Raw genomic sequence first — 18,329 nt, 5'->3', positions numbered from 1 at the left:
TGCATTGATAATGACCAAGCCCCATGGAAAAACAAGCGACTGAAGATCTAGCAACCTTTTTGAAGCGCCAAAAGTCTGGCCTTCTGGTGGACGTGTTGCTGGAATTGGCATCGCAATACGACGGTGTGAACGAACGACTGGCGCGCTTGAAATTGATGGACCGTCCCGACAAGATGGCGGCAGGATTTCGCAAGACCCTGTCTGCCTGGCGCCGCTCTAAAAAGTTTTATGCCTACCGGGAGTCGCCCGCTTTTGGGCAGGAACTGGAACTTTGGTTAACGCAGGTCAAAAGTGAGTTGCTCCCCAAAGATCCGCCGGCGGCATTGGCGTTATTTGAATTGTTCATTGAATCCGACGCCTCATGGTTTGAGCGTGCCGATGATTCGGACGGTTGTGTTGGTGACGCGGTTCGCAGTGCCTGTGTGCATTGGCTCCAGGCAGCACGTCGTTGCGAGAGCCCGGCGGACGAGTGGCCAGAGCGGCTCGTCGTACTTTACTGCGGCGACGAATACGGTGCTCGGGAGCCATTGTTGCGACGTGCCGAACTGCTGCTCGATGAAGCGGGTCTGCGCCTGCTGGTGGCTAAATTTGAACAGGAATTGGCCGGTGCGCTTGCATCTGATGCGGCCGTAAACAGTCGCGCCAGTTTGCCGTCTGGTGTGTACCGGTTGTCGGGCGCACTTTCGTTGCTGTCCGAGGCCTTGCATGACCCCGAAGTGCTGGTTCGGTCAGTATGCAGTTACAGCCCGAAGCCCAATGGCCTGCAAAAGGAATCGTTTGTGGCGGCTTACCTAAAAGCGGATCGACCCGAGGAGGCTTTGCCATGGCTGCAAGATTCCTGGGAACAATTCGAGGGCCGTCGCCAAAGCTTGCTTTCTGACACCTTGGCGCGGCTGGGGCGCGGTCAGGAGAGTGCAGAACTACGGAAGAAGTTATTTGAAAAGTCGCTTGCGGTGTACGACTACCAGCGTTGGCTTGAATTATTGCCAGTGGCGGACCACTCGCAAGCGCACGAACATGCAAGACAACTGGCACTTGTTTGTTCCGACCCGTGCGTCGCTGCGCAGCTATTGCTTGCACTCGATGAGGTACAGGATGCAGAAGCCAAACTGATTGGGTCGGCTAACCTTGTCGATGGTCGCCACTACGGCGCCTTGCCAGCGATGGCCGAAGCCCTGCTTGTGCATCATTGCTTGCGGGGTGCAAGCGTGTTGTATCGGGCACTGCTCAATAGTATTCTGGAGCGCGCCAACAGCCCCGCCTATGGACATGCAGCCCGGTACTGGTGGAAATTAAAAGAGATCGATGCCGGGTGTGAAACGCTGGCGCCTTTGGTTTCGCACGCGGAATATGAAGCTGGCGTGCGTGCAAAAAATTCACGTAAGGTGGGCTTTTGGGCGCGGGTGAATGCCCCAGGCGAACGCCTGTCAGCCGCGTTTGGCGCTGGCCGAATGAATACAGACTCAGAGTAGCGATTATGCACATCGCCTCATCCGTCCAGACCAGGGAATGCACCATGCACTGGGTGCTAGACGAAGGAAATACGTGGATTTAACCATTTGCCAACGCTGCGGAAATCATGTGGCGAGCCATGAAGTGATTCACTACACCGCGGAATCGGGTAGCCAGGAGTTCTGTACCAAGTGCTTCAATGCGGATGTTGCTGAGCGCTCCGGCATCGACAATTTTGACAACCACGGCATAGATCCTATTTCGCTGCTAGATGTGGCCGGTGTGAGCCACATATTTCATTTTCGGACTCGGTTAATGGGCGCGGACATGGTGGTGCTGGAGGCCTTTGAGTTGGAAGTAGGTACACCATCGGGTTACCGGTTTCAGATGGTTGCCGATCCATATGAGGACAGATTTACCCAGTTGGGTCGGCTGGTTCAGAAAATCCGTCGTTCATTGGCAATCGGCTACCTTGCCGATACGGCACATGGTTTGCAGATCAAAGATATGGAGGTGCGCGGTCACATAGAGGCTGACTTGTCCGATGAGGGTAGTCTTTTCGATTCGCGTGCGCCGATGCTCATCATTGATGGACGAGAAGTGACGTGGAAAGAATTTGGCCACATGCTGATGACCTTCGAGGGCTATCAGTTCAAGCTACAGATCGCAGATCCAATTGACGACCCGAATAATTGAATTTTTCACGAGCTGGCCCGAACCTTTGTGAAAACCTTGACGGTTTAAAAAGATGTTGATTTGTTTTTCATTGACACCACACAAAGGCGATGGGCCAGCCTTTTAAGGGGCCGGCCCATCTATCCACCAGGATGGTGGCGAACTATCCCCGCGAGCGGGGTGATTTGCTTGTTTCCAAGCCTCGTTGCCAAGTCTCTTCTAAATCACCGTTGTGGTGACGAAATATTCATTCCGATTACTCAGATCAAAACTAACTTCTAATTCACCAAGATGGTGACGTACTTCCTATCCCCGCACGCGGGGCAGTGTGCTCGTCCGCAAGCGGTGGTCACCAAGCATTTGTGAACCCCGGCACGCGGGGCGAAATGCCAAGCTCTCAGCGCTCGATTCAAAGCGGTCGTCCAGGCTGCGCGCGCAGCATTTTGTTCGTGAAGGCCCTGAAGACGGGGCATTTTTTTAACTGCCTGTTCGGCAGCCGAGAGTATGGCGTGACACCATTACCAAAAAACCGGGAGTCGTGCGATTTGCCTCATCAAATGGGGGCCAGCTAAGGCCCCCTTTATTCGGCACTTGCTCGGCTATCGGTTGTTGGAATTTGCAAATTTCATTCCCAGAGATTCAGCGATCTCAAAGACATCACTTTCATCGTTCTGCCCATACCAAGTCAACTCAAGGAGATCCGCTAATGCGTAGCGCTCCAAGTGAGAAAGTTGTGCCACTTTCTGAGCCAGAAACTGATTTTCATCAGCGTCATCCACCAATGCCCCTGCAATGTCGTCAATTGCATCCGGAAAGAAGATCTCATTTTGGAAGCAACTCAGGAGGTCGGCAAATTCCGCCTTATTAAATTTTCCGGCAAGCATGGCCCTTCCATGCATTTGAAGCGCTTGAAGCCGGCCGAGGGAAATCAACATTCTTTCCGTTTCATTAGAGAGCTTCAACCTGTTGTGCTCAGCCTCGTACCTTTCAGCCCGACTTTTGGAGAACATCGCGGCCTGTTGGCCATAGAAGCAATCGCTCGTGATTTGGGAAGCGAGGCTTAAAGTTTCATTTTCTGTAGTGCGCATAATTTTTCCTTTCAAGCAGTTTCACACGTGAAAAGACAAAGACGGTTGTCCATGCGCAGCATTACGCATAGACAGTTAACCAGCCGCATTGAAAGCGCGAACTGACAGTAGTCTCTATCTCTTCGATTGGTTTTGTTACTTCGAACGCCGGACACGCGTGTCAAGTAACGACTTGATAATGTTGGAAGTTTTCAGCTGCCAACACGAACTAGGCAATTTTTCGCAAGCCATATTTGCGCAGTGAAACCAATGGTCCCACTCATAATCCTTCAAGCCATGCCTCGGGACATGGTGTGACTCAACATCGACTAGTAACCTAATCACCGTGTCAGCGATTAAGCGCCCCCGTATATCGGGGACTATCTTTCCAAATTAACAGCTCGATCAGCCGCTTCATCTGGAAAACTGATCAATTGCTTACGCATTTGACATAATGAAATGTAGGGGATATGCGGTTTTTACTGTTGCAATATTTCTGCTTGTCCATCAATTAAACGAAAAAATGCGAAAAACGTTGTTCAAATACAACATATCGGCTTTTCGAGTGAGTCGAAGTAGATTCCGGGAAGACGATGGCCTTAAGTGATGAAGCTTTTCGCAGTACAGCGCATAACACCAAGTGCGGCACAGGCCCTGCTTCGGTTTTAATGAGGTCAGCCCTATGGCCATCATTGATCGTCTCAAGCAATTCAAAACGGCACATCGGACAAATCGTCATCGTCCTCGCCACCCGCACGTCTACTCCCACCACCCAGCCTGACCTTCCCCCGCATCCTCGCCACCCGTGCTTCAAGAGCAACCTGGTCCCGCACCTCTCCCTGCCACGCCTTCGTGGTCGCTGCGGCCTCGCCAATAACCTTCCACATTACCGCGGCCTCTGACTCGATGCGCACCTTGTTTGACTCGTATTCGTCCTTCATCGCATTTACCAGTTCACGTTGCCGTTGCAAGGCATCATCTGCGGCATCGATCTCCGCCAGTCGCCGATTTAGATAAGACTCACCCTCGGCAAGGTCGGAGTCGAAGTATTTTTCGTTTTCGTGGTGGACCGCCTGCGCAGCCGCCAACGCTTCCGCTTTCTGTTCGAGATCGAGATTGCGTTTTCGAAGTTCTGCGGCTTCGTTTTCTTGCTGATGCTGGCGATTGCGTTGTGCCTGCGAGCGGCTGACGCGGCCTTTGGGGCGGGGATTGGGGGACATGCGAAGCCAACCCATGGGATTGCCAACACGTTCCCAAAATTCGTCGAGCAGGTTTTGGCACCCGGCGCGATAGGCCTGACCTTTTTTGGATTTCACTGGCTCTGCATCCGCAGCCGCGTGCCCTGCATGCATGTGACGAACTGGGGTGCCACCGCCGTTGCCAGACTGGACAAGGTAGTGCCCATGAAAAAACGCTTCATCGGAGTGAGATATGCCACAAATCAAATTGTCTCCATACCAAGCTTGCATCGTCTCCGATGTCAGGGCCAGCCATTTCCTGCGCTTGTCGGTGTCCTGCATGTCGGGTTCAGGGTAAGAAGCCACAACGCACAGGAGGATCGGTTGCGTAGCTTTTTGCTTGCGGACGTGAGTCTTTCCACGGCGCCGATATGTCTCCGTTTGCGCGGCCGCTTTCTTCAAGAGTTCCTCGCAATACGCAGGAAGCTCATCAATCTCGAGTCCGAAAATTGACTCGGGGACGAGTTTGTTGGTGACGTGGTGAGAGTTTGCGGGGACTCGGATGAGTTCGTTAATCCATTGGGCAACGTTCCAAGTGTGAGTCTCAGCTCGGCCTTTACGGACTCGTGCCGGAATCTTCACGCCGACGGGTGCCGCTGTCATTTGGCGAATAAAGATGCAGCGTGGCGGAATGGCGATTTCGTTCATGATGCGGTTTCGTTTGTATCCGGCGAAGATTGCAATTTATCTGCACTGTGCTATCCGAATAGAGGAGATGATTTCTCGGATACAAGGAAACGGAGTTCCTTTGTATCCAGATGGCTGCTTGGGAGGCCATCGACGGAATTCTGTGATGCCGATTCGATGGTGGTTAACAGCCATTGCGCTCAGTGTGCTTTTGCTGCAAACAGTCTCTGTTGTTTCAAATGCTTCTCGAGCTTATTCATGAACCGCACGTTATTGACTGGGACGGTGCCCACAGAGAAATCGAATACGCCAGCGCGTTTAACCGCGCGCGCAATTTCGATTGGCTTTGCATCATTGATGAATTCGATGGTTTCTACAGGGCCCTCGCCACGTACCACCGACAATTTTTCGGCTTGCGATTGAAGCACGGCTTTGTTGCATTTGCCGTCTTTATCAAACAGCGCAGCGTCTTGATCTCGACATTGGTGAATGCCTGTCGCTGCCGTTTCGACATTCATCTCGAAGATTCGATAGTCTGCAAGAGGTCCAATTACGCAGGCAATTTTGTCCATTGCCTCCAGTACGTCCTCGAATGACAATCGCTTCGGAATTGCGTACCTGAAAGTGGTTCGAAACTTTTCTGCTTGAAGGGCAATTGCGGAAATGATCATTGCCGTCGCAATCGACTGAGGCGCTGTTTGATGCACATCGAAATCGCGATTTGTAATGAGCATGCTGAATGCATCTGTTTTTTCGGTGAGGTTGTAGTCAAGACGCAAGTCTTGATCCCGAAACTTGACTCCGGTCCTAGTGAGAATCTTAAAAACCTCACTCCCCAGATCGGAAATCTTTTGACGCTTTTTCGGCAATGTTGATTTGGGGAAGGGCAAGAGTGACGCGTCATAACCAGATTGGATGCCTGCTTTCGGAGGCAAGTTGCTGACAAAAACGTTGGAATTTTGGGCGGTATCGTTGGATTTCATGTTGGCCTTGAAGTGCTTAGAAGAGAAGGAGGACACACAAATACTTGTGCTCTTCAATTGTCAAGACTTCAATGATTTCCGGGGGCTGAAACGACCCGAAAACGCCATTTCAGTTTGGCTGTTTGCACTCGATTTCGAGTTTTTCGATTGCGTTCAATGAAGAGCTGTTTTCTCGCGTTGACGCGGATGTATTTGCTCCATTCAAATACATTCGAAATGGTCAACTACGCTATGAAAATCGGCTTTTTGGCAATACAGATCGTGTACCGGAGCATGCGCCTTTCCTGCTTTATCGACGAGATCCGTCTGTGACCGCCAAGGCAGGCGCTGGCCGTCTTTAGGGTGCCTCAGCCGTAACGCTGATTGATGGTGTCCAGGGCTGACATAAGACGTGTCGTATCGATCAGGTCGTCCAGCTCCAGTTCGTCTTGCTGGATGTGATTTGGCTGGATATTCACTAGCATGACGGAAGCCTTTGCCTATTGCTACCCTGACCGATAGATCGATTGCAGGCCCAACACTCATCCGGAACAGATTGCGCCAGTGTCAGCACGTGGGCGATGCTGCGGAACGATGACGAAACGGCTGTAACTTGTGGTGAGAATGTACATGTCATGCTCTGTGGGCGACAATGAAGCGTTCGCAACTGGTCGCCCCAATACAAAAAGCACTCGGTATTCATTTGATTGTGGTAAATGGTTGGAATTGAAATGAAAAAATCACATAGACCATGTAAATCACGCTGGCCATAAGTGAAACCGATTCAAAAAAAGTGCCTATAGAAATCGATAAAGTTCGAGCGTCAAAGGCGGGCCATGCATTTCATGAAGCTTGGGCTGCGCGCACAGCTCTTGAACTCCTGCCGCCGTCTACCGACCTTACCGCAATCACGCTTGAGGGTTTCGATGAACGAGATGAACAAAGCTTGGGTATCGGCGCGGTCGAAATTGCCGATCTTGTCCGTTACCACGGCGCCACCGATGTTGCCCGGGCGCATCGAGTCACAGTCGTTCAGTTCAAATATTCGATTGCAAGCGCCGAAACGGCAGTTCGAGCTGCTGACTTGGCATCAACTCTTGCCAAGTTTGCCGTCACTGATGCGGAGCTTCGTACCAAGCATGGCGATGACCATGTTCATGCTGTAGTCCGGTATGAATTTGCCACGAATAGGCCAATCCACGAGAACTTAGGTAAGGCGATCTCATTGGTTGTCGCAGGCACCCAAGGACTCGGTGATGTAGGCCGCCAAGCTGAACAAATCATTCAGGCTTTAAAAGAATATCCCCATTCCTTTGCTAATCTGCTTCGGCGAATGGAATTAGTCGGGAGCAAGGGAAGCTTGACGGAGGCTGAGCGTGCAATCTCAACAACACTTGCTGCATGGAGCGAAGCAGGGGATCCGGATGCGGAAAAACGCCTGCTCAAATTACGTAATCTCATAAGGATCAAGGCCGGCCCAGGAAGCGAGACGGACAAACGAGTTGATCGAATAGCTGTATTGGCTGAACTCGGAGTGGAGCACGAGGAAATTTTGTATCCAACGCCTGACGCGTTCCCGGAGGTTAAGGAAGTCATTCAGCGTAACGTTCTTGACGCAATTGCATTCCTCTCCCACGAATCTGGTCTTCCTCTCGTCATCCATGCTGCCGGGGGCATGGGCAAGACTGTTTTGATGCAAGGCCTCGCCGACCGATTGAGAGCCGATGGACCTGTGGTGCTCTTCGATGGGTTCGGCGCTGGTCGCTGGCGGGATCCTGCCGACGGTCGGCACCTTCCGGAAAGGACGCTCGTCCATCTTGCTAATCTTATGGCTGGGCAAGGCCTGTGCGACATTCTGTTGCCAGTAACGAACGTAACGGGCTTGCTGAGGGCGTTCCGCCGACGGCTTGCGCAATCAGTAGCGACGGCGCGGCAAACACGCCGCGATGCATATGTTTCACTGGTATTGGACGCGATTGACCACGCTGGGCTTGCCGCGCAGGAAACCGCGACATCATCATTCGCGCATCTTCTCATGCGCAGTATCAGCGTTGACCCGATCAATGGCGTTCGCATCATCGCATCATGCAGGACTGAAAGACTCGCGCTGGCAACCGGCGATACTTCATATCGTCCTTTTCCCGTTCCATTGTTCACTGACACAGAAGTACGTGTCCTCGTGGGGCGACGCGTGCCGGATGCTTCGGCTGACGAGTTGGCTGCTCTTTTGACACGGTCAGGTCGCAACCCACGCTGTCTAGACAATCTAATCACGACCGGGCGGCCGTTTGATCCCGTGACCTTCCCTGACGCTCGGGGAGAGCCGTTAGATCTACTCGATGTGCTGCTTCGCAAGCGTCTCAAGGACGCTCGCGAAACTGCACGGGCTCGCGGTGCAAGCGACGCCGACATCGATCTTTTGCTCGCGGGAATTGCCTTGCTGGTGCCCCCAGTTCCCATTAATGAGCTCGCAGCAGCACACGGCCTGATCGCGGAGCAGGTTGAAAGCTTTGCAGCCGACCTTGCCCCTTTGCTTGAGCGAACGCCACATGGCCTGATGTTCCGCGACGAGCCGACTGAGACCTTGATCCGCTCGAACTACGGCGCGAGCCAAACCGATCGAGATCGCGTTATCGCCGCTCTGCAAGAACGTCAAGTCATCTCAAATTATGCAGCCCGGGCTTTGCCAGCGCTACTCACTTCCCTACGCAATGCCGATCAGCTCATCCAACTGGCATACGATCTGCGTGTTCCCCGAGGTGCTTCACAAGTAAGCACACGTGATATCCGTTTATCGAGGATTACTGCTGCGATAGCACTGACGGGACAGCTTAACCGGCGCGACGATCTTCTACGCCTGCTACTAGAAGCGTCGCTCGTGGCTGCGGGACATGAGCGATCCGACCGCTTCCTATATGAGCATCCCGATCTCACTGCTGTGGTAGGCGACCCTGAAGCCTTACGACGGCTTTCCGCGACCAACGTTGGCTGGCCTGGGGGAAAACACGCCGCTCTTGCGCTTGCGAACGCCTTTGCCGGCGACCGAGACGAGGCCCGTCGCCACGCTCGTCGATCAATCGATTGGCACAATTGGGCTGCGCAGGCCAAACGCAGCGCACGCTTTATCGATTCGACGATCTCACAACAGCGGGACGATATTGGCTTCGCCTATGTGGAAATGCTGGCGGGCAATGACGTGCGTATTGCTGAGTTCTTCGCCCGTAAAGACGAAAGCACGGCCTTCGCTAAATTCCAGGACTTATTTGATCTTCTGGATCGACATCAACATTCCCTGCATCCGCCCGAAACGGGGGTCGCAACACGGTTATCGCATTGCCAGCTGCCATTTCGAGCACTCTACGCCGCTGCGCTCACATTCGTCGGTCGTGACCTGTCCCATGCAAGAAGGCTTATTAAAGCACTTGCGGCCGCTCCTTCTAAAAATGGTAAAAGCGAAGGCCTGTCGATGGCCTGTGTTCTGGCATCGGCACTGGCGATTGGGCTTGGCTTGGAGAGCGAGGCAGCGACCATCCTCGCTGGAGCTGCACTTACATCGCCGACTGTCTATGAATATTCAAGCCACTATCCGAGCGACCGCGCGATCCACGTGACCGTGTTGGCCGCCGGTGTTCGAGCCGCCTTGAGCGGAAAGCGAGCCGCCTTGATCGACATAGCGCCGGCAGAATTCATCGGGTTGGTACCTGTAGGTGCGCGATCGCGGGGCGCTCTGGCCTTCGAAAGGGCACTCAACCTGAAGTTGGCACCTCCGAAGTTCGATGGAACCAGACGCCGGCGTAAAAGGCGCGATGGTCTCGATGAGGAAAAGCGATCGAACTATTCACGCACCCTTAGCAACCGGATCTTGCCGATGCTGAACTACGCGCAGGATATCGCCGACATCATTCTTCCGCCGCGCGGGAGGGCGCGCAGGGAGGTGGTGGCCGCGGCCTTTGACCGGCTAGTCCGCGAGGTTGAGCAGTCATCCAACTATCCATATCGGGACGGGAAGGTCTATCTTGCGCGAATCGGTTTCCAAGTAATTTTCGACGTCGCCGACGCGTTAGGTTCGCTTGATGCCTCACTTGCGAAACACATGGTCGAGTGGGCGACGAGCGCCCCGGGCCTGTTAACGTCGGAACTCACCCATACCGTCGCTCAACTATCGCGCATCCCCCAATGCCATGATGCTGCGCTCCTCCTTGCCGGCCACCTCGAGCGCAAGATCCAGCTTGATACCGATGTCGGAACCAGAATCTCATCCTACGGTGATCTGGCTCGCGCAGTCTGGCGAGTCAGTACTGAAGAGGCTGCGGCCTATTTTCGCCGTGCGCTCGACCTTGCCGAGGCAATTGGATCAGATGACTTCGATCGCACAAACCACTTGCTCGAGCTGACCGGCCAGTATTCCGGTCCCGAACTTTCGCCTTCGGCGGGGCACACCCTTGCACGCATCCTTGAACTGAATCAGAACGAGGATGACAAATTTCCCTGGACTGAATACGCCAAAACGATGGTGCCGATTGCCGGTAGGGCGACGTTAGCTACGCTGGCGAGGCTAGACGATCGTGACGTCGCTCGGCTCGGACTGTCACTCGGCCCAGCGTTAACTGCCCTCGTTCGTGGCTCGAAGCTTTCAGTTGAAGCTGCAATCGCTCTGTTTGGATTGGCTGCTCCAATCGAAACTTGGACGTGGCATATCTCGGACTTCGCGTCGGAGGTCATTTGCCGCCTGCCTCAAGAGCGACGGGAATGGTTCTTCGATCTGCTCCTGGTCGAGATTGATCGCGACGATCAACTGTCTCCAGCAAGGAAGACGATCGAAGGTCTACATGACCTCGCTGAGCGCTGTCTTCCCGTTGCTTCCCAAGCTCGAATACGAATCGAGGGACTGCTCGCTCGCCTTGAACCCAAATCCGAATCGCACGCGATCATTTCCACGCCGACAGCGACAGAACCGCCGACCCTCTTTCCGGTAGACCTCACGGATTCAGACGATATCGACCGTCAGATACTCAACGAGGATATTGACCAGTCGGGACGGCGCTGGCCGGTTCTGACTTTGCTTGATTTGGCCAAGCGAGCAAACTCTCCCGCCGAGCGTCTCGGGTTTGTCCGCGCGGTCGTTGAAGCAATGGCCGCCACACTGGCCGAAAAAATCCTTGCGCTGGAGGATCACTTGGAGGCGTGGGGCAAGTCGTCTGCGGCAATGCGCGATGCGCTGCCTAAATTGGGACTGCGCTTGGCGACCAAGCACGCTGCCGAACTCGCTAGTTCAAGCACCGACGCATGGAGCGGCTGGCGGGGGTTGGAGCAATATTTTCATGCCGATCGCGCAACCCTTGTCGAGCACGTAGTTGCCGCGCTTCGGAGCACTGCGCATAGCCTTGGCGGAAATGCCTGGCTTGCGCTTGCCGCAAAGCTGGCATCGGACGTCAGTGCCGATGCAGTGGCCGAGGGCCTCGACAGGTTTCTGGCGAACACAGCCGAAAAACTGCCGACTGAAGTTGGAGACGGGCCGTGGGACGCTCAATTTGCAGTTCCGTCCGACGAGGCAATATTCGTAGCTGGACTTGTGTGGGCTAGGCTTGGCCACCCCGTTGCAGCGATGCGCTGGCGTGCTGCTCATGCGGTAAGGCGCTTGGTGGCGGCCGGGCGCTTCGATGTGATTGAAAGACTGATCGAGTGCTTTGGTTCTACCTGGAGTTTGCCTTTCGGCGATGCGAAGCTCCCTTTCTACGGAATGCATGCGCGGCTGTGGCTGTTGATAGCCCTCGCTCGCGTAGCGAAAGACGATGCTTGCGCATTCGGCTCCCATCGCGCATTTTTTGAAAGGATCGCCTTTTCTGCCGAGGTTCCGCACGTCGTAATCCGTGCATTCGCAATAGACATACTTCGCCAGATTGCTCATGAACTGGCACCCGAAGAGCGCGAAGTTCTTATGGCCAAGCTTGGCTCGGCAAACCAATCACCCTTTCCATCTGCTCCTCAAGCCAACCATCGCGAGTTCCGGTATGCCCCGAGGCCAGACGCCTCTCCGCAACAGGAGAATGGCTTCCACCTTGACTATGAATTTAACAAAAATCAGGTCGAGCGCTTATGCCGTGCTTTTGCCTGTCCAGGCTGGGAGGTGGAAGACCGCATCAATTCATGGGTTCGACAGTGGGACAAAAACGTTCGAGGAATGTCCGATTGCCCACGTCGTAGCAGCCATGACGGATCTTGGTCGTCGGGTTATCTTCCGGACCGAGATCCGTACGGAGGATATCTCGGATGGCATGCGCTCATGCTTGTTGCCGGTGATCTGCTGGCTACACGGGCGATTGTCGGCGAGGATTGGCACGGCGATGCTTGGGCCTCATTCCTGAGGGAGTACATGTTGTCCCGAGACGACGGTCTTTGGCTTGCCGATCTCACCGATCTATTTCCGCTCGACCTTACCAAGGAAGCAAACATGCCCATGCCAGAGAGTGGTGAGCGAGGAACTGTCCGCGAAGACAGTAATTTGCTGGCCCCGTTGCTTGGCTTGGTAAACGGCAAGGTGGCGACGGATTGGCTTCCAGTCGCGGGACGTTGGTCGATTGGACAAGACACAACTGTCACGCTTCAAAGCGTTATGGCGAATGCCGGCGATGCTCGAGCGGTGGTTATGGCTATGCTGTCAGCTGAAGCTTTCTTTAGATGGTTGCCAGACGATGAAGATGAAATTACTCGTCATTTCGGTGGCGACGGCCACACGGTTCAGCAATGGGTCGCAAAGACACCGAACATCGAGCGCCAACTCGATCGGCATGATCCTTATGGTGCTACCACGGCACTCGACAGGCCTTTCCCATCGCATTGGACGCTGGACCTGTTGGGGACAGTCGCGGATGACAATGTGATACGTCGCTGGTTAATCGATGGGAAAATAACATATCGCGCAGAAGCTTGGGGTGCTGATGGCGGACGGGGTGAGTATGCCTGGAGTGAGACTGGGTACCGATTGCACATCAGTCATGGCGCATTGCTTGCTCTGCTCAAATTGTCCGAACGTAGTCTTGTCGTATCGCTCACACTCCAAAAATATCACAAAGGAAAATCGAGCGGTCGTGTTGGCGACACCAGCGGCTTTACCCATCGGTCGTTGATGGTGGTCGTAGACGAATGCGGCCAGATTTGGTCGGCGCGAGGCCTCTCTCGACAAGCCAAGGAAGCTCTTACAACTCTCGACCCTGATCAACGGCGTGATTTCTATCCGCGGTTCCGCGCGATTTCCGGCCTGCCCGATAAATGGCTATCCCGCCGCAGCATTCAACCGATTGGCAATTGAAACCGAAGCAGACTTGATCACGGACTTGTAGATACACCGCAACGCCGAGATCGCTCATGACAAAAACTTTTGTGCGGACAACGTCGTGAATATTATGTTTATGAGCGAGCTTCTCTGGAGCTCCGCCGTCATTCTTTACTTGCACTCACGAAAGCCCAAATGGGCCACTGCTACGATTTAGTCGATGCGGTGCTCAGACAGAAGGCTTAACGGCGCCTGACCTGCCGCCCCAAGGCGACTCTGACGCGGCTGGCTGTTTGCCCAACGTGGCACTGGCTGTGGTCTCTGGCAGCGATGCAGCGCAAAGTTCGGCGCGAATTGCACTCGCGTCTGGCTTATTTTTCGAGTTCCAACGGACGATGCGGTAGCCCGCGCTTTGCAGCATCTCATCACGCTTCGAGTCCTTGTCAGAGTCGTGAGTGCGGTCGTCGAGCTCGATGACGGCGATGATGGCCCCGTCAAGTCGTCGTTGCGCCACGAAGTCAACGATTTTCTGCGAGAACATGCCACGCAGGCGGTAGTAGGCCTTTCCGTCGCTTCGCGGAACTGCTGGGTCCAACAGCGCCGCCATCGCCACTTGGGCGAAGAACCGCAATTCCGGCGCTGCTGCCTCGAGCCGGCCGAGAAACTCCAACTCGTTCGGAGTCAGTAGCGTCTTGCTCTTGAACTTTGCCCGGACAGTCTGATGGCCCGCGAGTTTCGCCCTCAACACCGCGAGGCCAATAGCTCCGGCCCCGGCGACGACGAGCAAGGTTATCAAGTTGGATGTCGTGCTCATGGTTTTCCCTGAATTTGGAATTTGGATTTGATTAAAGCGGGTCGAGACGGGGGCACGCTTGATCAGAAAGGCGATAGAACCCAGTCTAGCTCTCGAAGCAAGAATCCTACGGCATGCACGGCGAACTCCGCGTCCTCCTCGGTCGGTGTCCGGAGGCCTTTGGCGAACTGCTCGTTGCTCTTCCCGCGCGAGTGCAGGATGGCGATTGTTTTCGCGATGTTCGAAGCAGCGAACTTCTTCCATGGATCCGCTGCCAATGTCTCGGCCACCTTAGCCAAATCTTTGCGCAGAATTTCTTCGTCACCCGAATGTTGCCAAATCCAACGTGACGCGATGAGAGCTGCGGCGTCTCGGCATTGATCAACGACGGCCGAGGCCGACTCTTTGAATGCTGAATCGACGACCCGCTGCAACGACTGTGCAACCTCGGCGCGAAATCTCCCGTCGATTTTTGCTACCTCCAGCTTTGGGAGGATCCCATAGGGGGAGAGCGCTTTAAGAGTCAACATAACGTCGCCTGACGCCGTGATCTCCACGCCCACTATGCGCCAGGCTGAGGCAGCTATGCTCGTACCCAGCGCAAGCGTCGCGCCAAGTCCTCGATTATCGCGCCCAAGCAAAGTCGTCGCCGCCGCGTAGACGTTCAGCGGGCGATTCAGTTTTCCATCTGTACCAATGTCGTCGCGAGCAAGCTGCTCGAAAGGCAAGGGCATTACACGGCTTTGATGATCAGGGTATGGCGCTCCCATCATCGACTGATAGAGCCTACCGCGCCTAGTTCTGGTGACCGCATCGAACGAATCCTCACGGAAAAGCCAAGCGTGCGCGTCAACGCGAAATCCAGAGCCTAGCAGGTTCCAATCCGACGCTGCGTCGATGATCTTTGCCCGTGAAACTGTAGGAATCGGAAGTACTGGCCGATCGGGTGCGGAGCTCGCGCTTTCGTAAACAAGACCGGTGTTGTCGTCGATGCCTAAAAACATGGCTTTCCTTGGGCGGCTGGTGGGATTGGGCTATGGTAGAGCAGGAATCCAAGGCAAAGCAGATAGAAGGCGCAGAGGGCACACATCCACAGCTTTGATCGCGACTATCCATCACTGCGGCGTTGAGTGAGGTCTAGGAAAAGCTGCCTGCCATCGTAAAAAGCCAAATCCGCACAGCGACCAACCAATTACAGTGGTTGGCTTGATGGTGTTGGGCGCCGTGAAGAATGGCCAACTGGCTGAGCGTTGTTCGAGCTTTTCGCGACAGCAGGAAAGCGAGATTCAAGCACTTTTTTCAGGGGTGAAACTGAATTTGATCTCGCCTCGATCACAACCTCACATCACAATTTGCACGCTTCCAATGTTTGTGCCGTTTTCAACTGCTTTATGCGCCAAGGCGATCTCATCCAGACTGAAGGTGGCACCGATTTTGTGGACCAGCGAGTTCGACTCCAACGTTGCCGTCAATTCTGCTGTGATCATTTTGCGTTCTGCGTCATTCAGGTCGTAGACGAGAAATGCCTTGATTCCAAAGGAACCGAACAGCATGGCCCGAAAGTCGACTGGAATTGCGCCAACGCTATTTGAGCCGTAGGTGACCAGCGTGCCATGAGCCTTCAATACGCCCTGGCCTAAAAGCCCAGCCGTTGAAGCAAAGTCCATGTCAATAATTACATCAACGCCGTGGCCGGCTGTAATTTGCTTGACCCTTTCCGCGATGGCCTCGGATTTGTAATTCAGCACGTGGAAGGCGCCGGCCTCGCTGGCATGCGACTTTCGGTGGGCTGACCCGGCTGTTCCAATCACTGTTGCGCCACGACGTACAGCCAACTGCGTGATGTAGTTCCCGACCACGTTACCTGCCCCGGTAACCAGCACGGTTTTACCCTCCAGCGGACCCGCAAGACGCACTGCCTGCAAGGCCGTCAATACCGGGATACCAATGCATGCTGCCACTTCAAAGTCAACTCCCAGTGGGAGCGCAACAGCCTGTGATTGGGGGAGGGCGATGAATTCAGCCGCAGTACCCATTGGCCGCTGCCATTGACCATTCCATAGCCATACGCGCTGGCCACCCTTTCCGAGATTCCCACTCCGACAGCCTGTATGACACCCTCACCGTCGCTGTGCGGGACAATGAGTTCTCCATGCGGCAGTTCTAGCGCGAACTGCTGTTGACCCGTATAGCTTTATCGGTGCGCCGGATATAGCATGGGCTAACGCTTTAAATTCGGTCAGTGTTTAATTTCAGCCGCGCGGCGAGTTGATAATTTCTACTGCTGCTCGCGGCGAGGAAGGCTGACGCCTATATCATAAAAACGCCGTCGAACGAGGCGCACCGTTAGCGCTGCTACGAAATGAGCGCATGACGGAGAACTGGATACGGTTACGCGGATCTGCTTGCCAGCAAATCGAGCAATCATTTGAGGGTGCTTCCCTGCCGGATTTAACTCTGCACTGATTCCCAGGCAAATGCGGCGGACGGCAAAAAGCCCTTCTCGTTCATGCTTCTGCAAATTCATTTGATTTCCCTTGTACTGGATTTCATGGCACGCTCGGAATGCCTGGAGGATGAACCGCCAGGCACCTGATACTGCTTACTTACGCGGAGGGTTGTTTCCACGCCCGCCGCCAGACGGGCCGCCAGACTTGCTCGGCGCGTTTTCAAGGTAGATATTGATCATTTAAAACTCCAAGTCCCGGAATTGATGAGACGAGCTCCGCCAGCCCGGGACAATCGCCCGCGCAGCCCGTGGAATCTAAGGTTGGCGTTTAGGTTTTGGCTTGCTTTAGCCAAGCGGGGCGTGGCGGGCCCACTGAAATCTCTTCTTGGCAGCGATGAAGGTTTTTCCGAAGACGATCCTGTGTAACGCCTTCGGTGCTTTTGGCCCTCCAAGCAACTTTCCGCAAGTCTCCGGATGGAAGCTCTTCAGCAAGGTAAATGATGAACTTGACTCCCCCGCGCGGGAAGTTTGTCAAATCCATTCCATGAAGGTTCATTTCTCTCAGGCTCGGCTCCAGCACTAAGCTGATTTCGCCAGCATTAGACTGAATGCGCCACCAGCTCATGGGCATTTGGTGCAGATAAGGCTCCAGCGCTTGCCACAAGTCACTGCTCAGCCAGTTCGTGACCAAGTCGTGCGAAGTGCCCTCTTGGCGAAAGTTTTCAAGTATTTGGGGGGTCATATCTTCGATTGACCCGCAGTGCACAATCAGTGTTTTCAGCCAGTCGCGCTCGTCAAAATCTGTAGTGATATCTCGAGGCAATGTTCGGCTGGCGACTACAAGCCTCAGATTGCGCAAATCCTCCGGCCCCGCAGTCTGTGATTTGAAGCCCTTCACAAAATTAGAGTGCCTCTGGGCCCATCCCTCCAGTCGATCAATCCAGAAGTGATCCCACCAGGTAGGTTTCACCCAAGTTAATCCGGAACTTGATGGAGTGCACCGAACAAAACTGAACGAGACGGACAAAGCCGCATGACGAGGATGCTGAAGGCTGACGCCTTGCCATAAGCCGTCATTGGTAAGCAAGACCCTGGCGTCACTTTCATGAAGAGCATCAAGCCATTTCGCACCGGCAGTTTCGATACGATGCAGAACATCGCTTACGCCCAGGATGACCTCGGTCTCGCGCCCCCACTTGGTACTCTTGATCAGCAACCAGTGGCCTAGAGAACTTGTTGGACGGAGCAATTTCTCGACTGACCAACCAGTTATTTCTGCCAGCTCAGTGAAATCAGCCTGGCGGTTTTCCAGGTGTGCAATTTCAATGCAAGTGCCCAAGTGACGGGCAAGCTCATATACGGGCTTATCATCTCCATCGTATCGTTTCAACGCGTGTTTCAGTATCTCGTTCCGACCACCATCGAGTTGAGATTGCAATTGCGTCTCGAGTTCTTCGACACTATCTGGGGGTGCTTCTGGTGCCCCTCCGCATAGAATGGAGAGTATTTCAGAGGGATCTCGGTCGAGTTTTTCCGCCAGGACTTGAGCAATTTGAGTGGCGAACTTGCGGCTGGTGTCCCCAGTACGCTCGATCCGCTGATACCCCGTTTCTCGACTACGCTGCTCATTCACGTGCCCGAGTCGGTGATGAACTTCATCGGCCACTTGCTGCTGGGTGAGACCAGCACTCTCACGCACCCCGGGTGTCAGAATTGTTGTCGCATCCAATTCTTTGATGGCTAACTGCCCGACAGCTTCATTTCATGACCAGAACACCGCATTCACATCACTC

Annotated in this window: 11 protein-coding genes; 3 read left to right on the top strand and 8 right to left on the bottom strand. The window is 54.3% G+C overall.

Annotation, left to right across the window (positions count from 1 at the left end; translation table 11 throughout):
* The first annotated feature begins 23 nt into the window (after positions 1-23).
* Entirely contained in the window at positions 24-1,472 is a 1,449-nt protein-coding gene (locus IWX85_RS05640) for a DUF6880 family protein (RefSeq protein WP_196869054.1), read from the top strand.
* A 73-nt stretch (positions 1,473-1,545) separates the two neighbouring features.
* On the top strand, positions 1,546-2,148 hold the full coding sequence (locus IWX85_RS05635; protein ID WP_196869053.1) for a hypothetical protein: 603 nt from the start codon (positions 1,546-1,548) through the stop codon (positions 2,146-2,148).
* A gap of 578 nt (positions 2,149-2,726) precedes the next feature.
* On the opposite strand, the gene IWX85_RS05630 is transcribed toward IWX85_RS05635, so the two are convergent.
* From IWX85_RS05630 to IWX85_RS20325, 4 genes are all read right to left on the bottom strand, one after another.
* Complete coding sequence (locus IWX85_RS05630; RefSeq protein WP_196869052.1) at positions 2,727-3,215, bottom strand: hypothetical protein; 489 nt, start codon at positions 3,213-3,215, stop codon at positions 2,727-2,729.
* 689 nt (positions 3,216-3,904) lie between these two features.
* Positions 3,905-5,080, bottom strand: coding sequence for a hypothetical protein (locus IWX85_RS05625; protein ID WP_196869051.1), 1,176 nt, complete (start codon positions 5,078-5,080; stop codon positions 3,905-3,907).
* Positions 5,081-5,259: 179 nt separating this feature from the next.
* A complete protein-coding gene (locus IWX85_RS05620) occupies positions 5,260-6,042 on the bottom strand; it encodes a hypothetical protein (protein WP_196869050.1) in 783 nt (260 codons plus the stop codon).
* Positions 6,043-6,389: 347 nt separating this feature from the next.
* Positions 6,390-6,506: a DUF4113 domain-containing protein gene (locus IWX85_RS20325; protein ID WP_231379564.1), complete on the bottom strand. Its 117-nt coding sequence runs from the start codon at positions 6,504-6,506 to the stop codon at positions 6,390-6,392.
* 308 nt (positions 6,507-6,814) lie between these two features.
* Here IWX85_RS20325 and IWX85_RS05615 point away from each other — a divergent pair, with 308 nt between their 5' ends.
* Positions 6,815-13,330: a hypothetical protein gene (locus tag IWX85_RS05615; RefSeq protein ID WP_370584227.1), complete on the top strand. Its 6,516-nt coding sequence runs from the start codon at positions 6,815-6,817 to the stop codon at positions 13,328-13,330.
* A 193-nt stretch (positions 13,331-13,523) separates the two neighbouring features.
* Here the strand turns inward: IWX85_RS05615 and IWX85_RS05610 are convergent, their stop codons facing one another.
* The 4 genes from IWX85_RS05610 to IWX85_RS05595 form a co-directional block, all read right to left on the bottom strand.
* Entirely contained in the window at positions 13,524-14,108 is a 585-nt protein-coding gene (locus IWX85_RS05610; protein ID WP_196869049.1) for a DUF2726 domain-containing protein, read from the bottom strand.
* A 62-nt stretch (positions 14,109-14,170) separates the two neighbouring features.
* The gene (locus IWX85_RS05605; protein ID WP_196869048.1) at positions 14,171-15,091 is read right to left on the bottom strand and encodes a hypothetical protein; all 921 of its coding nucleotides are present in this window, start codon (positions 15,089-15,091) and stop codon (positions 14,171-14,173) included.
* A 336-nt stretch (positions 15,092-15,427) separates the two neighbouring features.
* Entirely contained in the window at positions 15,428-16,123 is a 696-nt protein-coding gene (locus IWX85_RS05600) for a zinc-binding dehydrogenase (RefSeq protein WP_196869047.1), read from the bottom strand.
* 741 nt (positions 16,124-16,864) lie between these two features.
* Positions 16,865-18,265 carry a hypothetical protein gene (locus IWX85_RS05595; RefSeq protein WP_231379563.1) on the bottom strand — a complete coding sequence of 467 codons (1,401 nt, stop codon included), beginning with the start codon at positions 18,263-18,265 and terminating at the stop codon, positions 16,865-16,867.
* Positions 18,266-18,329: the final 64 nt, after the last annotated feature.

Source organism: Polaromonas sp. CG_9.11 (assembly GCF_015752225.1).
In the GTDB taxonomy this organism is placed as follows: Bacteria; Pseudomonadota; Gammaproteobacteria; order Burkholderiales; family Burkholderiaceae_C; genus Polaromonas.
This window is presented reverse-complemented; position numbering and strand designations above follow the sequence as displayed.

Bases quoted from the DNA above. Each gene is read 5' to 3' on its own strand.
- IWX85_RS05610 (WP_196869049.1), bottom strand. From the start codon at position 14,108: ATGAGCACGACATCCAACTTGATAACCTTGCTCGTCGTCGCCGGGGCC.
- IWX85_RS05630 (WP_196869052.1), bottom strand. From the start codon at position 3,215: ATGCGCACTACAGAAAATGAAACTTTAAGCCTCGCTTCCCAAATCACG.
- IWX85_RS05600 (WP_196869047.1), bottom strand. From the start codon at position 16,123: ATGGGTACTGCGGCTGAATTCATCGCCCTCCCCCAATCACAGGCTGTT.
- IWX85_RS05605 (WP_196869048.1), bottom strand. From the start codon at position 15,091: ATGTTTTTAGGCATCGACGACAACACCGGTCTTGTTTACGAAAGCGCG.
- IWX85_RS05620 (WP_196869050.1), bottom strand. From the start codon at position 6,042: ATGAAATCCAACGATACCGCCCAAAATTCCAACGTTTTTGTCAGCAAC.
- IWX85_RS20325 (WP_231379564.1), bottom strand. From the start codon at position 6,506: ATGCTAGTGAATATCCAGCCAAATCACATCCAGCAAGACGAACTGGAG.
- IWX85_RS05640 (WP_196869054.1), top strand. From the start codon at position 24: ATGGAAAAACAAGCGACTGAAGATCTAGCAACCTTTTTGAAGCGCCAA.
- IWX85_RS05625 (WP_196869051.1), bottom strand. From the start codon at position 5,080: ATGAACGAAATCGCCATTCCGCCACGCTGCATCTTTATTCGCCAAATG.